Consider the following 19,908-nt stretch of genomic DNA (forward strand, 5'->3'; position numbering starts at 1 on the left):
TCGTTATTCTTATCCTAATTACTGACTGCTCAAACCTAGCTCTAAAGCTTGTCTTAATTGTAGTTATCTTAGGTTTGCATTATGGCATCTATTCCCCATTCTCATCCTCATCCTAACTATCATCCACCAAGGTACCAAAACCCTGGAAACTTTGATATTTTCCGCCCAATCAGAAGGTTTGTAGATGGTATCCCAGTTAAAAATAATCGCCTAGCCCATCTAATTTGTCGAGTAATTCCCTGTTGTTGTCCTTTCGAGCGCGATATTAATTTATTTGGTCGCACTTTCCATATTCCCGCAATTTGTCAAATTAATCCTCTGTATAACGAACTTGTCGGTTTACGATTTCGGGCTTTGTCATATCTTGCTGACGAATGTGGCGAAGATGTGACGCAATATATTTGCTAAACATCAGTTATTATTCATTACCCATTACTTTTTTCTTGGTCATTAGTCATTGGTCATTAGTTATTAGTATTCAACCAAACAGAAGAGCAATTATCAAGGATTGATGTTATTAAAATTCAGTTACAGATAAATAGATATCTTTTCTGAAAATTTAACTGTGTAAATCTAATGTAAAGAGGAATTTTGCGGTAAGTCTATAGAGTTTTGCTGACATTTTAATTAATAAAAATCAACCCAGGCGAGACATAAATATGAAAATGACCCAAAGCAAAATTAACGAACTTCTGAATGAATCAGGATGCGAACATAATCAAAAAAAACAAGGAGAAAAGAAAAATAAATCTTGTACTCAACAAGCTCAACCTGGTGCTGCTCAAGGTGGTTGTGCTTTTGATGGTGCAATGATAGCATTAGTGCCTATTACTGATGCTGCTCATTTGGTACATGGTCCTATTGCTTGTGCTGGAAATTCTTGGGGAAGTCGCGGAAGTTTGTCTTCTGGACCAATGCTTTATAAAACAGGTTTTACCACCGACTTAACAGAAAATGATGTGATTTTTGGTGGTGAGAAAAAACTATATCAAGGCATTCTCGCAATTCACAAACGTTACAAACCAGCAGCAGTTTTTGTTTATGCTACTTGCGTAACTGCTCTCATTGGTGATGATATGGAGGCAGTTTGTAAAGCAGCAGCCGAAAAAATTGGTGTTCCTGTTGTTCCTGTGATTTCTCCTGGTTTTATAGGTAGTAAAAATCTGGGAAATCGCTTTGGTGGTGAAGCTTTATTAGATTATGTAGTAGGAACTGCTGAACCTGAATATACTACACCTTATGATATTAATTTGATTGGTGAGTACAATATTGCTGGGGAAATGTGGGGGGTTTTACCTTTATTTGAAAAGTTAGGTATTCGCGTCTTATCCAAAATTACCGGCGATGCTCGCTATCAAGAAATTACTTATGCTCACCGCGCTAAATTAAATGTGATGATTTGCTCACGGGCATTATTAAACATGGCGCGGAAAATGGAGGAACGTTACGGTATTCCTTACATTGAAGAATCGTTTTATGGTATAGATGATATTAACCGTTGTTTGCGAAATGTCGCCGCAAAATTAGGAGATCCTGATTTACAAGCACGGACAGAAAAATTAATTGCTGAAGAAACAGCAGCTTTAGATATTGCTCTTGCTCCTTATAGAGAAAGACTCAAAGGTAAGCGAGTTGTACTCTATACTGGTGGTGTAAAAAGTTGGTCAATTATTTCCGCTGCTAAAGATTTAGGAATAGAGGTAGTTGCCACCAGTACCCGCAAAAGTACAGAAGAAGATAAAGCTAAAATCAAGAAATTACTAGGCAATGATGGCATTATGTTAGAAAAAGGAAATGCCAAAGAATTGCTCAAATTGGTGGAAGATACCAAAGCAGATATGTTAATAGCTGGGGGAAGAAACCAGTACACAGCATTAAAAGCCAGAATCCCATTTTTAGATATTAACCAAGAACGTCATCATCCCTATGCTGGTTATATGGGAATGGTAGAAATGGCACGGGAATTATACGAGGCTTTATATAGTCCAATTTGGGAACAAATTCGTAAACCAGCACCTTGGGAATAAATTAAAAATTGATAATGGATAATTGATAATGGGAAATTATTAATTATCAATTATCAATTGTCAATTTTCAATTATTGAGATTATATTTATGGCACTTGTTACACTTCCAGAAAAACCTGTTTCTGTTAATCCCCTTAAACAAAGTCAAGCATTAGGAGCTTCTTTAGCTTTTTTAGGATTAAAAGGAACTATCCCTTTATTTCATGGTTCTCAAGGTTGTACTGCTTTTGCAAAAGTTGTTTTAGTGCGACATTTTCGGGAAGCGATTCCTTTAGCTACTACAGCAATGACAGAAGTTACTACCATTTTAGGTGGTGAGGAAAATGTTGAACAAGCTATTTTAACAGTAGTAGAAAAACTGCAACCAGAAATTATTGGTTTATGTACTACTGGGTTAACAGAAACTAGAGGCGATGATATAGAACGTTTTTTAAAAGAAATTAGAAAACGTCATCCAGAATTAGATCATTTAGCCATTATTTTTGCTCCCACTCCTGACTTTAAAGGTGCATTGCAAGATGGTTTTGCAGTTGCAGTAGAAAGTATTGTTAAAGAAGTTCCTAAAGCGGGAGGAGTTAAACCAGAACAAATCACAATTTTAGCTGGTGCTTCTTTTACTCCGGGAGATGTTCAAGAAATCGAAGAAATGGTCAAATCCTTCGGTTTAGATCCGATTTTTGTGCCTAATTTGGGAGCTTCTTTAGATGGACATTTAGAGGATCATTATAGTGCTATAACTGCTAGTGGTACAACCCTCAAACAATTGCAATCTTTAGGTAGTTCTGCTTTCACTATTGCATTAGGTGAAAGTATGCGGGGAGCGGCGAAAATTCTCCAGCAAAGGTTTAATACAGACTACGAAGTTTTTAGAGATTTAACAGGTTTAGAACCTGTGGATGAATTTCTGCAAGCGTTATCTGTGTTAAGTGGAAATCCCGTACCAGAAAAATATTGTCGCCAACGTCGTCAGCTACAAGATGCGATGTTAGACACTCATTTTTATTTTGGTGCAAAACGGATTTCTTTAGCCTTAGAACCGGATTTAATGTGGTCTATGGTGCATTTTCTCCAGTCAATGGGGGCGCAAATTCATGCGGCTGTAACTACTACAAAATCACCTTTATTAGAGCATCTACCCATTAAAAATGTCACGATTGGCGATTTAGAAGATTTGGAAGATTTAGCAGTAGGTTCTGATTTATTAATTGGAAATTCTAATGTTAATAATATTGCTAAACGGCTTTCAATTCCTCTTTATCGTTTGGGTATTCCTATCTATGACAGATTAGGAAATGGCTTATTTACCAAAGTAGGCTATCGCGGTTCTATGGATGTTTTATTTGGCATAGGAAACCTATTCATAGAACACGAAGAAGCCTTAATGATGAACCAGTGGAAAGAGGTAATGAATAGGTAATGGGTGATTGGTGATTGGTGATTGGTAATTGGTAATTGGTAATTGGTAATTGGGAGTATAAAGAACTCAATAACTAATAACTAATGACTAATGACTAATGACTAATGACTAATAACTAATGACTAATAACTAATGACTAATGACAAAGGACAAATGAAAGTGAAAATTGCATTTACGACTACTGACAGAATTCATGTTAATGCTCACTTTGGATGGGCTAAGGAAATTGATGTCTATGAAATTACAGATGAAGGATATCAATTTCTAGAAACTCTAACCTTTGATGGCGACTTGAAAGAAGATGGTAATGAGGATAAAATTACCCCTAAACTTGATGCTTTAAAAGATTGTACAATAGTTTATGTAGTAGCTATTGGTGGTAGTGCGGCTGCTCGTCTAATTAAACATGGTGTGACACCTGTTAAGGCGAAGTCTGAAGAAGAAAAGATTGAAGAAATCTTGACTAAATTAGTGCAAACTTTAAAAGGGAATCCTCCACCTTGGTTGCGTAAAGCTTTAGGTCAAAAGAAATCTAACTTTTTAGAGGAACTAGAAAACGAAGCTGCGGTATGAGTGAAAATAATAGTGTGAACGGAAACGCGACAAATACAGTAATTTCTTCACCTTTTCTGAAAACATTGGTCCAACAAATCCGCGCTAATGATAGCTATGGATTTTACAAAAATTGGTCTGATGAATTGATTCTTAAACCTTTTGTGGTGACTAAACAAAAGAAAAAAGAAATTTCTACAGAAGGTGAAGTTGATCCAGCTACTATTTCCCGAATTAATGCTTTTTTTAGAGCGATCGCCTCAAGCATAGAAAAGGAAACTGGATTACTTTCTAATGTGGTAATTGAATTAGGTCATGAAGGTTTTGGTTGGGCTTTAGTTTTTTCTGGTCGTTTATTATTAACTGTAAAAACTTTGCGTGATGCTCACCGTTTTGGTTTTGAATCCCTAGAAAAGCTAAATGAAGAGGGAGAAAAGTTTGTTGAGAAAGGAATTGAACTAGCCAAACGTTTTCCCGAAGCAGGAAATTTGTAATTTTAGGTGACAGGTGACAGGTGACAGGTGACAGATAAGAATAAACTTTTGCCTTTTGCCTTTTGCCTCTTGCCTATTACCAATTACCAATTACCCATTACCAATCACCAATTATCAATGACCATTGAGGAACTCACAACGAAAATTAAAAAGCTAAATAGTAAAGCAGGTCAAATGAAAATGGATCTGCATGATTTAGCTGAAGGACTACCTACAGATTACGAAAAATTGATGGATGTTGCCAATGAGACTTACAAAATCTATCAAGAGTTAGATCAACTCAAGCAACAACTAAAAAAAATGGAGAACGGTAAATGACTGGAACTATTGAAGAATTTAAAAAAATCGTAGATGCAGAAGCTTATTTACAGTTTTTTAATCTGCCTTACGATCAACATTTTGTCAATGTCAATCGGCTGCATATCTTAAAAAAATTCTCTCAATTTATGTATCAAATTGATGAGCAATATCCTAATCTAAGTGCAGCAGAAAAATTAGAAAAATATAGCCAAGCTTTGCAACAGGCTTATCAAGTTTTTATAGAATCAACACCCCACGAACAAAAATTGTTCAAGGTGTTCAATGACAAACCAAAAAATGTAGTTACGCTAACAGAAATCACGTCTGACTAGGAGGTATAAATTGATCAACCTAACGCCTACCGAATTAGAACGCTATAGTCGCCAAATGATGCTGCCGAATTTTGGCGAAGTGGCTCAAAAGCGCCTGAAGTCAGCGACGGTTCTGGTGACTGGTGTGGGGGGATTAGGTGGAACGGCGGCGCTTTACCTAGCAGTAGCGGGCGTTGGGCGGCTCATCCTAGTCCGGGGTGGTGATTTGCGTCTCGATGACATGAATCGTCAGATTTTAATGACTGATGATTGGGTGGGAAAACCAAGAGTTTTTAAGGCTAAAGAAACTCTGGAAGCTATTAATCCTGATGTGCAAATTGAGGCAATTCATGATTATATTACCCCCGAAAATGTAGATTCGTTGGTGCAATCTGCGGATATGGCTTTGGACTGCGCCCACAATTTTACCGAGCGTAATTTATTAAATGAAGCTTGTGTAAAGTGGCGTAAACCAATGGTGGAAGCAGCAATGGATGGAATGGAGGCTTACCTAACAACAATTATTCCTGGTGTAACTCCTTGTTTGTCCTGTTTGTTTCCAGAAAAACCAGATTGGGATCGCCGGGGTTTTTCAGTTTTAGGGGCTGTTTCTGGGACTTTAGCTTGTTTAACTGCTCTGGAAGCTGTCAAGTTAATTACCGGTTTTAGTCAACCATTATTATCGGAATTGCTAACAATTGATTTCAGTAGAATGGAATTTGCTAAACGTCGTTCTCAACGCGATCGCAATTGTCCAGTCTGCGGTAATACAGCACCTTGGAGATATTCCCAATCTCAATCTTTGTCGGTGTAAAATTCCACCACCAAACTAATAATTAATCTACATCTGTAAATCAGAATTATCGCTACAGGGAAAAAAATGACTGTTACATTAACAGAAAAAGCAGAATTTCGTTTGCGAGCTTTTTTAAAAGGTTCTGCTGCGGAAGAAAATCAAGCTAAAAAAGGTGTCCGCATCTCCGTTAAAAACGGTGGTTGTAGTGGCTATGAATATGGTATTGAAATTACCAATAAGCCCCAAAATGATGATATTGTCACCCAACAAGGTAATGTATTGATTTACGTTGACGCTAAAAGTGCGTCTTTATTAGAAGGTGTCGTCATTGATTTTATTGAGGGTGTCATGGATAGCGGTTTTAAATTCTCTAACCCCAATGCAACTGACACCTGTGGTTGTGGCAAATCTTTTAAATCAGGAGATTGTTCACCTAACGGTGTACCTTGCAGCTAAAAAAATTTGGAACTTAGGAAAAAATAGATATGGAAACTTTTCTAAGTTCCATTCCATCACCTACAAATTTACAACTTTTCCGTAGACACACTCTACATTTTTTTGTGTACGGAAGAGATGATTTACCTTACTAAAAAAGGTAAGCATTCACCAACAAATTACAAGTTCTATTCAAATTTGAGGAGAAGTAAAACATGGCAACTTATCAAGTAAGATTGATCAACAAAAAAGAAGAATTAGACACCACAATTGACTGTGATGATGATGTCACAATTGTTGATGCAGCAGCAGATGCAGGTATTGATTTACCAGTTTCTTGTCACGCTGGTTCTTGTTCTAGTTGTGTAGGTAAAATTGTAGAAGGTGAAATCAACCAAGATGATCAAAACTTCTTGGATGATGATCAATTAAAGCAAGGTTTTGCTTTATTGTGTGTTACTTATCCTCGTTCCAACTGCACAATCAAAACCCACCAAGAAGCTTATTTGGTTTAATACAAAACTAGGGTTTAGCTTTGCTAATTAAACCCATAATTGAATTTTGACGATGATGGAGGATGTTTATCATCTTTCATCATTTCAGGTTTCATTTTTTTACTGTTAATTATTGTCGGACAATGTTTACTCCTTTTAGTGTCACTGGTTGCTCTTTGGAATTGCTCAAACCTGGAGAAATAGGAATTGTTACTGTCTGTCAAACTCAGGATGAAACTATTAGGAAGAAACTGATATCAATGGGTATTCATACAGGAACTAATATCACTGTTGAGCAGCATTTTCCGTCCTTCATAATTAAGGCTGGTAATGTATCCATGACTTTAGATCGGCAAACCGCACGGGCTATTTATGTGCGGGTGATTGAGGGTTGAACTAAATAGATTATTAAAACAAAAAATAATTTTTGGTATTATGTGATCCAAAAGGACGGAATATTGTATACTGTATAAATTACAGATTCAATAAACGTCGGTTGCTCATAAATATGCCATTACAAGAAATATCAAAATTAAAAGATAAAATTATCCTTGGTGATAACTTATCTGTTTTTAAACAAATAGAAAATGATACTTTTGATTTAATTATTACCTCACCTCCATATTTTCAGCAACGTAATTATGGTAATGGTGATTTAGAAATCGGTAATGAACCCACAGAAGCAGAATATTTAAACAATATACTAACTGTTTTTCAAGAATGTGTAAGAGTTTTGAAAAGCACAGGAGCAATTGTTTTTAATTTAGGAGATAAATATATTAGTGGCAGTTTATCTCTCATACCTTATAAATTTGCTATTCAAGCCACTGAAAATAATAATATTTTTTTGATTAATCAGATTACTTGGTCAAAACTTAACCCTACACCACGTCAGGATAAAAGAAAGTTAATACAAGCTACAGAACCTTTTTTTATATTCGCTAAATCTAAAGATTACTATTTTAATCTAGACAATTATTTACAACATTTAGATACATTCAATAAAACTGCAAAAACTAAACCATCAGATAAATTAGGTAAAAAATACCTGGAATTAATTAAAAATTCTGATTTGACTGAAGAACAAAAATCAAATGCCATTAAAGCATTAAATGAGGCAATTTTAGCAGTGCATAATGGGGAAATTGAAGGATTTAGAATGAAAATAAATGGCGTGCATAAGTTGGCTTATGGTGGTCAAGATGGTGGCAGAAATAACCAAATTAAAAATAATGGATTTACGATTATTAGGATTTTAGGAAACGCCATGAAAAAGGATATTATAGAAAGTCCGGTAGAAGTAACTAAAAATAATCATCATCCAGCAGTTTATCCTTTATATATCATTCAAGAACTTATTAAGTTATTAAGTAAAGAAGGAGATTTTGTCCTTGATCCTTTTTGTGGTAGTGGTACAACTTGTTTAGCAGCTAGAAATTTAAATCGTCATTATTTAGGAATTGAAATCAATCCTGATTATGTTAATCTAGCTAATAGTCGTATGGCAGAATCTAATTTTCAACAACAGGAATTATTTATATGAAATATAATTATCATCAGGAAATAGAAATTTTAGAAAAATACTATCAACAAGCAATTGAACTGCTCGAAAATCAATCATTGACAGAAATAGACGCAGAAATCAAAAATAGTGTAGATGTTTTTCTTCAAAAAATAGAAACTGATAAATCGTTAATTCAAGTAATTATTACCAGTTTACTCAAGAAAATTATTCAACCTGAGCAAGATATCAGGTTACACATGGCTAAATTTCCCAATGGATATTCTGCAAGGGTGCTTGATACTAAGGTAACTACACCATTTTTCAAAAATAAATTTCCTAGATATGCTAATAAGGAAACTGCTTTTTTAACAAAAGCAACACGAGCAGAAATCATCTGGAATTTTGAGGAGGGAGTTAAATTACCATTGAGAAGTAAAACCTTGGTTGAACCTTTTATAAAATTTATCGATAAAATTGAAAATCAAAGTATTAATATTGAAGATTGCTTAATTTATATATTTACTCAATTGCATATTATTATACAATCTCAAGAAGCTGTTTTTACTGCAACTCTAGAAATTGCTGGTTTTACAAATACTCTCAATATTGATATAGTTATGAAAATGCTAGAAAGGCATTTTGCAGAACCTCTAAGTTCTCGACTACCAGTGATTGTAATTTATGCTATTTATAAACAACTGTTTAAAAATATTCGCAGATTTGAAAATAAAATATTACTACCTTTAAATGTTCATACTTCTGCTGATAAACATGGTTATAGTGATATAGAAATTAATGATGAGAATAATCATCCATTTGAAATCTTAGAGATAAAACATAATATCCCTATAGATAGAAATATGATCTTAGATATAGTTAAAAAATCTGCTGATACAACAATCAAAAGATATTACATTCTGACAACATACAAAGATTGTTTTGTTAATCAAGATGAGGAAGAATATATTAAGCAATTGGTTCTGAAGATTAAACAAGAAAATGGATTAGAAATTATTGCGAATGGTATTATTAACACTGTAAAATATTATTTGCGATTTGTATAAGATTATAATGAATTTATCAATACATATACGGAGGAGTTGATAAGAGATGCGAAAAACTCCACTGAAGTTAAAGATGCTCATATTCAAGCTTGGCAAATGATTGTACAGCAATTTCTGTAGTGATGAATTATTTAAATTTGATAATAATTCCTATTCCACAAACCAATTATCATCTAAAACCTGTTCTAAAGAACCAATGGGATTGATAGGAAATGTATCCAGGGGAAGTTGAGAGCGATCGCTTGCTTCTTTTCTTGCTTCTTCATAACATTCCTCAAAGATTTCTAAAATGTAAGGTTTCAAACTAGGACTATCTTTTAATTCTTTTTTTATCTGTCTGCGAAAAGTCCTGATTTCCCCTTTCCAATGTCCCTCATTACGCTCTCTTTCACTATCCCAATATTTAAGTTTTAACAAATGTTCGAGAAGTCTAATCAATAAACTTTCCATAGCTCGTTTCTGACTTCTACCCATAGTTTCTAATTCTTCAATCAAATTCTCTAAATCCACAGATGAAAATTGCCCAGCACGAAGTTGATTAATAGTTGTCCGCAACCACAAATAATAATCTTGTTTATATAAAGTTTGATTTGCTAATTCTACTGGTAACAGCATAAACTCACAGGTCCAATTTCAAATTTATGATTTCCGGTGTACTTCGTCAGTCTTCAATATATTGATAAGTTAACCAGGTTATTAATACCTAGATTATAGCTATGATAACCCAAAAATGTATCTATTGACTACAAATTAAAAATCTATTTTGTCAAACCTCATATTTCTTCCTTGCTTCCATAATTAACAGATAGTATTTTCGTCAATAAAATTTATATTTATTTAATGGATTTTTCCTAAATCCTAACTTAGAAAATTACATAATAAATCGTAATATCCAATATCAAAAACATCAAATATAATTTTTATATTTTGTCATCCACTTAACAATTTTTTAAGCTAATTTATGGTCAAAAATGGGTGGATCTTTATAAATCATTCATATTTTCTGCTGACCAGAGTGATACTATATAAGTAAGCTAAATTGTTGGCAGTGAACCTAAACATCAACAAGAAGCAATTACAGAGTAAATCCCAAATCTCTTACTTTGATCCCCAGTTAAACCAAAACCAAGGTAAAGAGTAAGAACGGTAGATAAAAATATATAGAACCTGCGTAAATCTTATTTCTAAATTTACCGGATTCATGAAAATCTCTGAGATTATTAATAATTCGGTTTAGGAATGTTCACATCAAGTAATTGCTTTTTAGCCAGTAGTAAATAACACGCCTCACAATTCAATATCTATTGATGATTAAGGTGCAAAGGTGCAAATACTACCCAGATAAAGTTTAGGAGAATCGCAGCAGTTTAGAAGTAATTCAATGATTCGCTCAACCGAATTAAAGGAGCAGGAATTATGAGAGCCAAACAAATTATGACTCAAGATGTTGCTACTATTCGCGGTTCCGCAACCGTAGCAGAAGCAGTCAAACTAATGAGGCTCAAAGAACTGCGGGCTTTAGTTGTTGAACCTCGTCACAGTGGTGATGCTTACGGTATGATTACCGAAATGGATATCGTGGGCAAAGTTGCAGCTTTTGGTAGAGATCCCGAAGCAGTTCATGTGTACGAAGTGATGACTAAACCCTGCGTAGTTGTCAATCCTGACTTAGATGTTGAATATGTAGCGCGGTTATTTGCTAATACTAATACATGGCGTGCGCCTGTTATTCAAGGTGAATTATTAGGCATTATTTCTGTGACTGATATTCTCACCAAGGGTAACTTTGTAGATAAACCAAAATTAAAATTCCTACGCAAAGAGATACAGAAAGCTGTGTCTGAAGCTCGGTTAATTTCTGCTAACTATGGTCCAGATTCTAAACGAGCAATTGAAGCTTGGGATATAGTAGATGAACTCGAAGCAGAAGCTAGTTTTTATGGTGTACCAAAACCATGCAAATCTGCTAGAGAACTGTTTGCTGACGATAAAAAACCAGTGACAGCTGGCTAACAGTTTTACTAGGTGACAGGTGACAGGTGACAGGTGATAGGTGACAGATTTGAAAGTTAATTTGTATCTTAGTTTTGTCATCAGTTGATGTCCTAATTACCTGAGTGCTTGCTATACTTTTTCTCTTCCTGGATGATTAATTCATCTCTTAGCCCCCCTTACTAAGGGGGGTTGGGGGGATCAAATCTCTGGCAATATCACAAAGAATTGGTATTACACTTGTTCTCCAGCGACTGTGTTTTTTTCTGATTCAAATAAAGTTTTCAATATGGTGGGCATTGCTCACCATTCCGTTTTTATTTGCAGCTATCAGTAATCAGTAATCACAATACTGTTCGGTTAAGAGTTTTCGTAGGTTGGGTTAAGCGATAGCGCAACCCAACAAACCCCTGTAAATGTTGGGTTTCGTTCCTCAACCCAACCTACATAGTTTCATTGTTTTGAGCTTAACCGACAAGTATTGTCAGTAATCAGCTTTTTTCTGTCTTGTAAATTCTTTCGTGAGTTATTTTCCTATCTATAATTATGAGTCAACAAGATCAACCAAAATTAAGTATAGAAACCTGCCAATGGCTATTAGCAAATAATTACAATCCCGAAGATTTAAATCAGCAGGGTAAAAATAGTGATACAGCTTTAATGAAAGCCACTAGAGATGGACTTTACCCAGTGGTGAAAGAATTAATAGATGCAGGTGCGGATATCAATGCCACCAACGATGATCACAATAATGCTTTGTGGTTTGCGTGTTTTGGCAACCACTACGATTTAATGAATTTACTACTAGAAGCCAACATAGATATTAACAATCAAAATGATAATGGTGCAACTGTCCTGATGTATGGTGCATCGGCTGGAAAGACAGAAGTAGTGAGATTGCTATTACAACATAATCCTAACATGAATTTACAAAATTTGGATGACTATAAAGCAATTGACTTTGCCAGCAATATAGAAGTTTTAAGGTTACTGAAAAATGCCACACAGTAAGCTTTCTGGAACAGCCTTTCATGAGGCTACCAAGCATTCTTACCTATCTGTGCAGATGAATCCCAATTATGTGGATGGATCAACTCAACCCCGCGCCTTTAAAGTTTATCCTAAATTTTATCGGCGATTGAAATTAATTCCTGATAATCCCTTTCATGCTTTTATCAAGTTAACAAGCGCCATTACTTTTGAGAAGATTTACAAAAATGAAACCTATCAACTTCGGGTAAATCCCTCTGCTGGGGCGTTATATCCCACAGAAGTTTATATCCAAATTCGTGAGGTTGAAGGATTTATAAACGGCATCTACCATCTAGAAGTTGAGAATAATTGTCTGACGTTGATTTATGAATTAATTGATGATGGGTTAGAGAGTTATATTATACCTAATAAACGTATCAACGGCTGCATTTTTTTAGTTAGTTGTGTTTATTATAGGTCTAGCTGGAAATATCAAGACAGGAGCATTAGATATTGCTTATTGGATAGCGGACATCATTTGGGCGCTATTGCAGCTTCAGCGTATCTTCATGAAAAAAACATCAAATTAATCTTTGACTTTGATAAACTCTCTCTCAATGCTGATTTAGGATTTGAGAATAAGGAGTTTATTAGTAGTTGTGTGATATCGGGGGAGACGCAAGAAAAGCCAGTCAGACGTTTAAGGTTATCCATTCCTTTTGTCTGTGGAACTGACTATTTTCAAGCGAATCAATTCATTGAAGATGCTTATCAAGCAACATCAATGCAACCTAGTCACCAGCAAAAGCTAGAACATCCTCAATTTAATTTTCACCGAGAACGGTTTTTTGAGAGCGTTTGGAACAGGCGTTCTATTCGACGTTTTCAAAGAAATTCTATTACTCAAGAAATCTATTGGCGAATTTGGCAAGATATTCACCAACCAATCCCCACAGAAAATTTTGAGGAAATAGAAATTTACTCGGTGGTGCATCGTGTTGAAGGTATAACACCCGGTTTATATCATGGTAGGAATCTCATTCAGTCGGGTGATTTGAGTGAAAAAACAGGTTACTTGTGTATTAATCAGGCGCTGGCTAAAGACTGCGCTGTAACTTTGTTTTTTGTGTCCGATTATTTGAGTTATCAAACTGCTATGCAATTAGCTGGTTTTATCGGACAACGAGTATATCTATCCTGCAATTATTGGGGAATAGATTGTAGTGGTATTGGTGCTTTTTATGATGATGAAGCCCAAGGATTTCTACGAACCAATAAGGATGTTCTTTATGTAATGGCCATTGGTAAATAAAATAGGAAAAGCAACCGAAATGAGCAGAAGAGAATCAGAATTCAATGCTGATGACAAGCACCCTATCCAAGCAACATCAGCAGATATTATCCTGCGACAACAGCTAGAATATTCTATTAGTCGTTACTTTTATCAAGGATGCGATCGCATTATTCAAAATTTACTCTCTCATTGTCGTTGGTATATGACAACTGATGCTAGTGCTTTAACTTTAGTAATTGAATGTCCAGATCAAGTTAGCAATTGGAAAATTTTGCAAAAAATCGTCCCAATGGCTAGTATTCTTTATGGTATTGTTAGCAGTGCCAAAATTCGCGTTTGTCCTCCTGACCCTAATGCTGTACCATTTGAAATGAGGGTAGATGAACTCTCCGTTTACCGTGATTGGGCTTAGTTGGATTTTGGATTTTGGATTTTGGATTTTGGATTTTAGATTATCAATTCTCTGCATTCAGCTATCAGCTTTCAGCAGTCAGCTTTGTAGCAATGACATCAAAAATCATCAGATGATAATTTGCTAGTTGAGCAAATATTTTGACTCCTGACTCCTGACTCCTGACTCCTGAATTCTGGAAATCAAGCCATCACATTCTGACTTATAATTGTGATTAGTTCTGCCAAAACTAACTCAGCAGAATGTTGAACAGCAGGACTTAAATCTAGTCCAAAATCAAGATTTGCAGCTTCAATTAAATAGACAGTCACATCCTGGGGAAAATCATCTAAAAAGATTTTTCTCCCAGCAGCTAAAGCATGATCCCAACGAAAATCATGCAAATTAAAACTCGGTTCGGGTAGAGCTTCTAATTCTTTCCCTGGGACTTTAAATATAGCACCTGGTTCGGAATCTGTGCAACTAGCATCCAGAATAATTAATTTTTCACTTCCTCTCGCTTGAAACATCACTTCCATTCCCGCAGTACCACAATCAAAAACGCGGACTTTGGGGTGGGGATTTTCGGCGAGATATTGCTGTAAACGTTGGGCAATAATTACCCCTACAGCGTCGTCATTACGATTGAGATTTCCGCAACCAATAATCGTGAGCATGGGATATTTATAATAACATGAATATTCTCAATTTTGCACAATTCCTTCACAGAAACATCAATAAAAATTAAAATTTACGGAAATTTTGATGATGTTTATAAAAATTAACTTTATAGTGACTATAGCAGCCGTAAGTAAGTGACAAAAATTTGTCTTTATTGTCTCTGCGTCTATCTGTAGTGATTAGTTAAACATCATTCTCACAGATCAGACAAAATAGATTTATGTTAGTAGTTCGTGATACAGAAATCAAAGGAAGAGGTGTTTTTGCTCAGAGGGATTTTGAGCCTGGGGAAATAATTGATATCGCCAATGTGATTGTTATTCCTAAACAACAAGTTAAGTTAATTACCCATACGGTATTATGTAATTATTATTTTGGTTGGCATGGAGAAAGTGGGGCGATCGCTCTTGGTTATGCTTCTCTTTTTAATCATTCTTATCAGCCTAATGCGCTGTATGTGAAAAAGTTTGATCAACAAGTTATAGAAATTATTGCTTATAAATATATTCGGGAAGGTCAGGAAATTACTATTAACTATAATGGGAATGTTGATGATTTAAGGCCTATTTGGTTTGATGTGGTTGAGTGAGTCTCACGCAGAGAAGTAGAGAGAGAAAATATAATATAATATATTTGAGATGTTGATACATGGTAGAACAACTGTGTTATACTAAGTATTGAGGTATTTTCATTTCTCAGCTAATCACTTGGTAAAAAATAATACTATTATATTTTACTTAAAAAAGATATGCCAGAAATTATTACTCGTTCAGAGAAGATTAGGATTGCAGAAGATCAAATTGAAGAAAAGAGACAGGAAATTGATTATGATACTAGAGAGTTTACTATAGAGATCATAGTCAATAAATATATCTCTAGGGATGATGATGATGATACTGGTGAGATTTATGTGCCAGAGTACCAAAGAGAATTTGTATGGGATTTTACGCGCCAATCTAGACTAATTGAGTCGGTAATTCTTGGCTTACCCATTCCTTTAATTTTTGTTGCTGAAATTCAAGAAACAGGAAAACTAGAAATTGTTGATGGTTCACCAATCATCAGCACATTAGTAGATTTTTTAACCAATAAGTTGCAATTACAAAACCTAAAAACTTTAGACTCATTAAATGGATTTTATTTTAACGATCTTTCTCCATCACGTCAAAGAAGATTTAAAAATACTCCATTAAGAATGGTAATTTTAGAAAAATCTGATGAAAAAATCAGACATGAAATATTTAATCGTTTCAACACAATCGGCTGGAATTTAACAGACAAATAAAACATTGAAATCTATAAAAATTTACTCAATATATCAAGGTGCTACTACTCAAGCAAACATAGTATATGAAGCCATTTATCAGAGATTTTCAAAAGCGAGTAGCTGAACTTGAGAAGTATTTTGATTTGGTAGACAAAATTGAGAACTTAGGGGTATTGTCTACCAATTCTATTACTTTTCCATCAGGTGAATACATTGTTGATAGTGATTTACAAAAAATCTTAAAATCTCATTGCTACTTACTTTTGTATAATTTAATAGAATCTTCTATTAGAAATGGCATAGTTGCCATTCATGATGCCATATCTTTGGAAGGGATAACTTATAAAGATTTAAGTCCAAAAATAAAAATGATTTGGTTAGCAAATGACAAAAGCAAAATTTTTATAGATTCTTTATTGGATTCATCACTGCAAAATGAAAAGCAGGTAGTTAAGGATAATTTAGCAAATAAACTCAAAGAACTATTAGAATCAGTGATAGATAATACAGAAATTTCATTATCAATAGAGAATATTCCAATTTCCGGAAACCTAGATTCTAAAACTATTGAAGGGCTGAAAAATATGTATGGTTTTTATGGAGATCAACTTCCCAAAAAAGAGATAGATCATATACTTGATAAAGTCGTTAAGTTGAGATGTGATTTAGCTCATGGAAACTATTCATTTTCTGAGGTTTCTAATCTAATTCCTTGGCATCAGATTGTTGATGAAAAAAATAAAATAGTGGAACATTTAACTAAAATTTTACAAAACATTGATAAATATATAGATGAAAAAAAATTCTTATCAGCCTAATGCGTTGTATGTGAAAAAGTTTGATCAACAAGTTATAGAGATTATTGCTTATAAATGAACTAAAGAATCTGGCATTTGCCGAATTTGATCAATAATTTTATCTCGTAAATTCATAAGAATAAATCTAGGTTGCGTGTTTCCTTATTCTCATTGTAACCTAACTCTTCCTTTGCGCCTACCCTGCGGGATCTCCTGACGGAGATTGCGTCTTGGCGTGAAATATAAAAATCCCCGACTTCATCTAAGAAAATCGGGGATCTAATTATTTATTAAATGATGACTAAATCAAAATCAGATTTATTAACTCTCAAAAGCACCAATGCGAGGCTTTTTAGAATGATTTTGTTGTTCTTCAACAAACTCTTCCACTGCGTAGACATCAGGCCAAACAGTCGCCCCATGTTCGTAAGCATCGATCCCGATTTTATCAGCTTCAGGATCAACACGGAATTTACCAATAGCTTTTAATCCCAAGAACATTGCAAAGGCAAAAGCTATAGTAAATGCACTAACAGCTACTAGACCCAAAATTTGCACACCCAGTAAGTCAAAACCACCACCTAAAAGTAAACCTGCTTTACCTCCAGTCAGTTCTTTTTGACCTAAAAACCCAATGGCTAAAGTACCCATCATGCCATTGATACCATGAACCGCAAAGGCACTTACAGGATCATCAATGTGCATTGCTTCAATTAAATCAATTCCCAAAACTACTAATATTCCCCCGGTTAAGCCAATCAATACGGCTGCCCAAGGTAAAATAAACGCACAACCGGCGGTAACTCCTACTAAACCAGCTAAAGAACCATTCAAACAATAAACTAAGTCCCATTTACCAGAACGGAAAAACTGGTAAAACATGGCTGATAAAGCGCCACCACCAGCACCTAAAGTAGTATTGAGGATGACTAAGCCAATTAAACCAGTATTACCAGTGCTGAGGGTAGAACCAGGGTTGAAACCGTACCAACCAAACCATAAAATCATCGTTCCCAAGGCGGCTAAACCCAGGTTGTGGGCTGGTGGGAGTGTTCCCCAAGGTGTGCGCCCAGGACGAGGACCAAGTAAATAAGCGCCAACTATGGCTGTCCAACCGCCAACGGTGTGAACTACTGTACTACCAGCAAAGTCTAGGAAACCCATTTTAAATAACCAACCGTTGGAGTTCCAGACCCAGTGAACAATGAGTGGGTAACTAAAACCACCCATGATAGCACTGTAAATTAAGTCACCAATAAAGTCTGTTCTTCCCGCCATTGAACCAGTAGTGATGGTACTGGCGGTAGCAGCAAAGGCAAATTGAAAGAAGAATAAGGTATAGGTATTAATTGCAGCAGTAGAACCAGGTGCGCCCATCGGGTAGCTACCATCAGCACCGGGTAAATGACTTAGGAAAAAGGTATCTGTGCCAATGAAACCGCCCGCACTTGTACCGAAGGCGATCCCAAAACCGACACCCCACCAAACTAAAATTGTTACTGCTGCATCAACGAAGTTTTCTAGTAAAGCGTTAACTACTCCTCTTTGTCTCAGTAAACCTGCTTCTAACATGGAGAAACCTGTTTGCATGAAGAAGACTAAAAACCCTGTCAGCAGTACCCAGGTGGTATCAATGGAAATTTGTAATTTTGTGGTTGTTTGGGCTAAAGATTCCACTGTTGGCGGATCAGCAGCTTGTACAATTGTAGGAGCGAAAATTGCAAAGACCATTGAGCCTATAGCTAGTGCTAGTAGGCGGTGTAAGGGACTAATTCTTTTATTCATTGCTGGTTTTTTACTAGAAAAGCTTGACCAATTGATAATTGATAATTGACAATTGATAATTGTCCATTATTGAATGATTTTCTTTGGCTTACCCAAATAATTTAAGTTAAATTAACTAGGGTAATTGCACAAGATTTCGCTAATAAATCTGAAAAATCGTGGTTTTGATGTTTTAGTTTTGAAATGTTTCTCTTCTTTGCTAAAACATATTTTTTTGAATAGCATAAGATACATTACCTCCTATGCAAAACCGATTTGGGAGTTTGTTGTTATTAACAATTCCCTATTTCTCATGAACGATGATCAATCGTCAATGTGCAGTTTTGAATCTGGCACAACCCAATTAATTCAATAGTTAATGATTGAGAAAGAGAATAACCAGGAGTTAATTAGATTAACTCCGAATAAGTTTGTGAAACCACAAGCAAATAAAACCACAAGCAAATAAATTTGATTGATTTTGTATTTAATAATGTTAACTTTGTTAAGGTTTCTGTATATTCAATTACAGTTTTTGAGGTTTTGATATAAATGATGCTTCTGCACAGGATAGGGAAATGTCGATAGATCCTTTGCAATATCAGCATTTTCTTCTATTAGCACTGTACCCTCAAGGTAAAATATATTTATTTATATAAATTCTTAATAATTTATTAATTTTTTATATGTAAAAATTATGTATTCCAGATCCCCGGTTTCTTAAAGAAGTCGGGGATCTATGTACGAAGTTACATTTTTGGCTAGTGTGTATTTATTGGAAAGGCGATCGCTAGATTAACAAAACTGTTAACCAGTTACTTAATATACTTGTATAGTATACGAACTCTAAATCTAGTAGTTTGTGCGTCTACACCACAATTGTGCATAAAAAATCTTAAATTAATCTTAAATTAATGTCGGATTATTTAAGTAAATTTCCTGAGATGTAAATTCAAATTTAATCAAGTATACAATTTAGTCCCAAAGTAATAATTACGCAAAAATACTGATTACAGAGCAAAAGATAGGTTATTTAATAGTGATTAAACAAAACGATAAACAAATAAGGTAAAAATGTTACATCATTTCTAGTTGTAACATTACCTAAGCACCAAATTTAGGCTTTTAGGTCAACAAAGAGTAAACTTTAGTTTGTTATATTGTTTTAGATTGTGCATTGTCCGTACTGACAACAATTCTGTAAAATACTGGCTGCAAAATTTATGTACTGATATTTTTTCAAAGCATTTGACATCTTGTATCATGCTGAAAGTCTGATTTTGTGCTAGTAAATTGCAGATTGATTTGACTTTTTCTTGTCGATATTAAAGATTCTGAAAGACCATTTCAGATAGA

The 19,908-nt window shown here is 34.8% G+C and carries 23 protein-coding genes; 20 read left to right on the forward strand and 3 right to left on the reverse strand.

Annotated elements, in window-relative coordinates:
* Positions 1-81 precede the first annotated feature (81 nt).
* The 13 genes from K2F26_RS21180 to K2F26_RS21240 all read left to right on the forward strand — a co-directional run bounded on the left by K2F26_RS21180 (position 82) and on the right by K2F26_RS21240 (position 9,394).
* Positions 82-408, forward strand: coding sequence for a Mo-dependent nitrogenase C-terminal domain-containing protein (locus K2F26_RS21180; protein ID WP_194051909.1), 327 nt, complete (start codon positions 82-84; stop codon positions 406-408).
* A 251-nt stretch (positions 409-659) separates the two neighbouring features.
* Positions 660-2,027: a nitrogenase iron-molybdenum cofactor biosynthesis protein NifE gene (nifE, locus tag K2F26_RS21185; protein WP_220609366.1), complete on the forward strand. Its 1,368-nt coding sequence runs from the start codon at positions 660-662 to the stop codon at positions 2,025-2,027.
* Between the two features lie 88 nt (positions 2,028-2,115).
* The gene (nifN, locus tag K2F26_RS21190; RefSeq protein ID WP_220609367.1) at positions 2,116-3,444 is read left to right on the forward strand and encodes a nitrogenase iron-molybdenum cofactor biosynthesis protein NifN; all 1,329 of its coding nucleotides are present in this window, start codon (positions 2,116-2,118) and stop codon (positions 3,442-3,444) included.
* Between the two features lie 153 nt (positions 3,445-3,597).
* The gene (gene nifX, locus K2F26_RS21195; protein ID WP_194051915.1) at positions 3,598-4,017 is read left to right on the forward strand and encodes a nitrogen fixation protein NifX; all 420 of its coding nucleotides are present in this window, start codon (positions 3,598-3,600) and stop codon (positions 4,015-4,017) included.
* Entirely contained in the window at positions 4,014-4,490 is a 477-nt protein-coding gene (locus tag K2F26_RS21200) for a NifX-associated nitrogen fixation protein (protein WP_220609368.1), read from the forward strand. The genes nifX and K2F26_RS21200 overlap by 4 nt, the downstream gene beginning before the upstream one ends.
* A gap of 117 nt (positions 4,491-4,607) precedes the next feature.
* On the forward strand, positions 4,608-4,808 hold the full coding sequence (locus K2F26_RS21205) for a CCE_0567 family metalloprotein (protein ID WP_194051919.1): 201 nt from the start codon (positions 4,608-4,610) through the stop codon (positions 4,806-4,808).
* Positions 4,805-5,122, forward strand: a complete 318-nt coding sequence (nifW, locus tag K2F26_RS21210; RefSeq protein ID WP_220609369.1) for a nitrogenase-stabilizing/protective protein NifW — start codon at positions 4,805-4,807, stop codon at positions 5,120-5,122. Before K2F26_RS21205 ends, nifW begins: the two co-directional genes overlap by 4 nt.
* Positions 5,123-5,132: 10 nt before the next feature.
* The gene (locus K2F26_RS21215; RefSeq protein WP_220609370.1) at positions 5,133-5,915 is read left to right on the forward strand and encodes a HesA/MoeB/ThiF family protein; all 783 of its coding nucleotides are present in this window, start codon (positions 5,133-5,135) and stop codon (positions 5,913-5,915) included.
* 66 nt (positions 5,916-5,981) lie between these two features.
* Positions 5,982-6,353: a HesB/IscA family protein gene (locus tag K2F26_RS21220; RefSeq protein ID WP_194051923.1), complete on the forward strand. Its 372-nt coding sequence runs from the start codon at positions 5,982-5,984 to the stop codon at positions 6,351-6,353.
* A 194-nt stretch (positions 6,354-6,547) separates the two neighbouring features.
* Complete coding sequence (locus K2F26_RS21225) at positions 6,548-6,847, forward strand: 2Fe-2S iron-sulfur cluster-binding protein (RefSeq protein WP_220609371.1); 300 nt, start codon at positions 6,548-6,550, stop codon at positions 6,845-6,847.
* Between the two features lie 122 nt (positions 6,848-6,969).
* Positions 6,970-7,221, forward strand: coding sequence for a FeoA family protein (locus K2F26_RS21230; protein WP_194051927.1), 252 nt, complete (start codon positions 6,970-6,972; stop codon positions 7,219-7,221).
* Positions 7,222-7,334: 113 nt separating this feature from the next.
* Positions 7,335-8,369 (forward strand): DNA-methyltransferase, encoded by a 1,035-nt coding sequence (locus tag K2F26_RS21235; protein ID WP_220609372.1) that lies wholly within the window; start codon positions 7,335-7,337, stop codon positions 8,367-8,369.
* Positions 8,366-9,394, forward strand: a complete 1,029-nt coding sequence (locus tag K2F26_RS21240) for a DNA methyltransferase (RefSeq protein WP_220609373.1) — start codon at positions 8,366-8,368, stop codon at positions 9,392-9,394. The genes K2F26_RS21235 and K2F26_RS21240 overlap by 4 nt, the downstream gene beginning before the upstream one ends.
* A 150-nt stretch (positions 9,395-9,544) precedes the next feature.
* Here the strand turns inward: K2F26_RS21240 and K2F26_RS21245 are convergent, their stop codons facing one another.
* Complete coding sequence (locus K2F26_RS21245; RefSeq protein ID WP_220609374.1) at positions 9,545-10,009, reverse strand: DUF29 domain-containing protein; 465 nt, start codon at positions 10,007-10,009, stop codon at positions 9,545-9,547.
* Positions 10,010-10,810: 801 nt separating this feature from the next.
* Between K2F26_RS21245 and K2F26_RS21250 the strand changes: the two genes are divergently transcribed.
* The 4 genes from K2F26_RS21250 to K2F26_RS21265 all read left to right on the forward strand — a co-directional run bounded on the left by K2F26_RS21250 (position 10,811) and on the right by K2F26_RS21265 (position 14,064).
* Positions 10,811-11,407 (forward strand): CBS domain-containing protein, encoded by a 597-nt coding sequence (locus K2F26_RS21250; RefSeq protein ID WP_194051937.1) that lies wholly within the window; start codon positions 10,811-10,813, stop codon positions 11,405-11,407.
* Positions 11,408-11,932: 525 nt separating this feature from the next.
* Positions 11,933-12,397 carry an ankyrin repeat domain-containing protein gene (locus K2F26_RS21255; RefSeq protein WP_220609375.1) on the forward strand — a complete coding sequence of 155 codons (465 nt, stop codon included), beginning with the start codon at positions 11,933-11,935 and terminating at the stop codon, positions 12,395-12,397.
* Positions 12,384-13,670, forward strand: a complete 1,287-nt coding sequence (locus K2F26_RS21260) for a SagB/ThcOx family dehydrogenase (protein ID WP_220609376.1) — start codon at positions 12,384-12,386, stop codon at positions 13,668-13,670. Before K2F26_RS21255 ends, K2F26_RS21260 begins: the two co-directional genes overlap by 14 nt.
* Before the next feature lie 19 nt (positions 13,671-13,689).
* Complete coding sequence (locus K2F26_RS21265; protein WP_220609377.1) at positions 13,690-14,064, forward strand: hypothetical protein; 375 nt, start codon at positions 13,690-13,692, stop codon at positions 14,062-14,064.
* A gap of 182 nt (positions 14,065-14,246) precedes the next feature.
* Here K2F26_RS21265 and K2F26_RS21270 read toward each other — a convergent pair whose 3' ends face one another.
* The gene (locus K2F26_RS21270; protein ID WP_220609378.1) at positions 14,247-14,720 is read right to left on the reverse strand and encodes a hydrogenase maturation protease; all 474 of its coding nucleotides are present in this window, start codon (positions 14,718-14,720) and stop codon (positions 14,247-14,249) included.
* Positions 14,721-14,944: 224 nt separating this feature from the next.
* Here K2F26_RS21270 and K2F26_RS21275 point away from each other — a divergent pair, with 224 nt between their 5' ends.
* From K2F26_RS21275 to K2F26_RS21285, 3 genes are all read left to right on the forward strand, one after another.
* Positions 14,945-15,313 carry an SET domain-containing protein gene (locus K2F26_RS21275; protein ID WP_220609379.1) on the forward strand — a complete coding sequence of 123 codons (369 nt, stop codon included), beginning with the start codon at positions 14,945-14,947 and terminating at the stop codon, positions 15,311-15,313.
* A gap of 159 nt (positions 15,314-15,472) precedes the next feature.
* Positions 15,473-16,009 carry a DUF262 domain-containing protein gene (locus tag K2F26_RS21280; protein ID WP_220609380.1) on the forward strand — a complete coding sequence of 179 codons (537 nt, stop codon included), beginning with the start codon at positions 15,473-15,475 and terminating at the stop codon, positions 16,007-16,009.
* A gap of 65 nt (positions 16,010-16,074) precedes the next feature.
* Entirely contained in the window at positions 16,075-16,809 is a 735-nt protein-coding gene (locus tag K2F26_RS21285) for an MAE_28990/MAE_18760 family HEPN-like nuclease (protein ID WP_220609381.1), read from the forward strand.
* Positions 16,810-17,109: 300 nt separating this feature from the next.
* Here K2F26_RS21285 and K2F26_RS21290 read toward each other — a convergent pair whose 3' ends face one another.
* Positions 17,110-18,573: an ammonium transporter gene (locus K2F26_RS21290; protein ID WP_220609382.1), complete on the reverse strand. Its 1,464-nt coding sequence runs from the start codon at positions 18,571-18,573 to the stop codon at positions 17,110-17,112.
* Positions 18,574-19,908: the final 1,335 nt, after the last annotated feature.

Origin of the sequence: Sphaerospermopsis torques-reginae ITEP-024 (assembly GCF_019598945.1) — a bacterium.
In the GTDB taxonomy this organism is placed as follows: domain Bacteria; phylum Cyanobacteriota; class Cyanobacteriia; order Cyanobacteriales; family Nostocaceae; genus Sphaerospermopsis.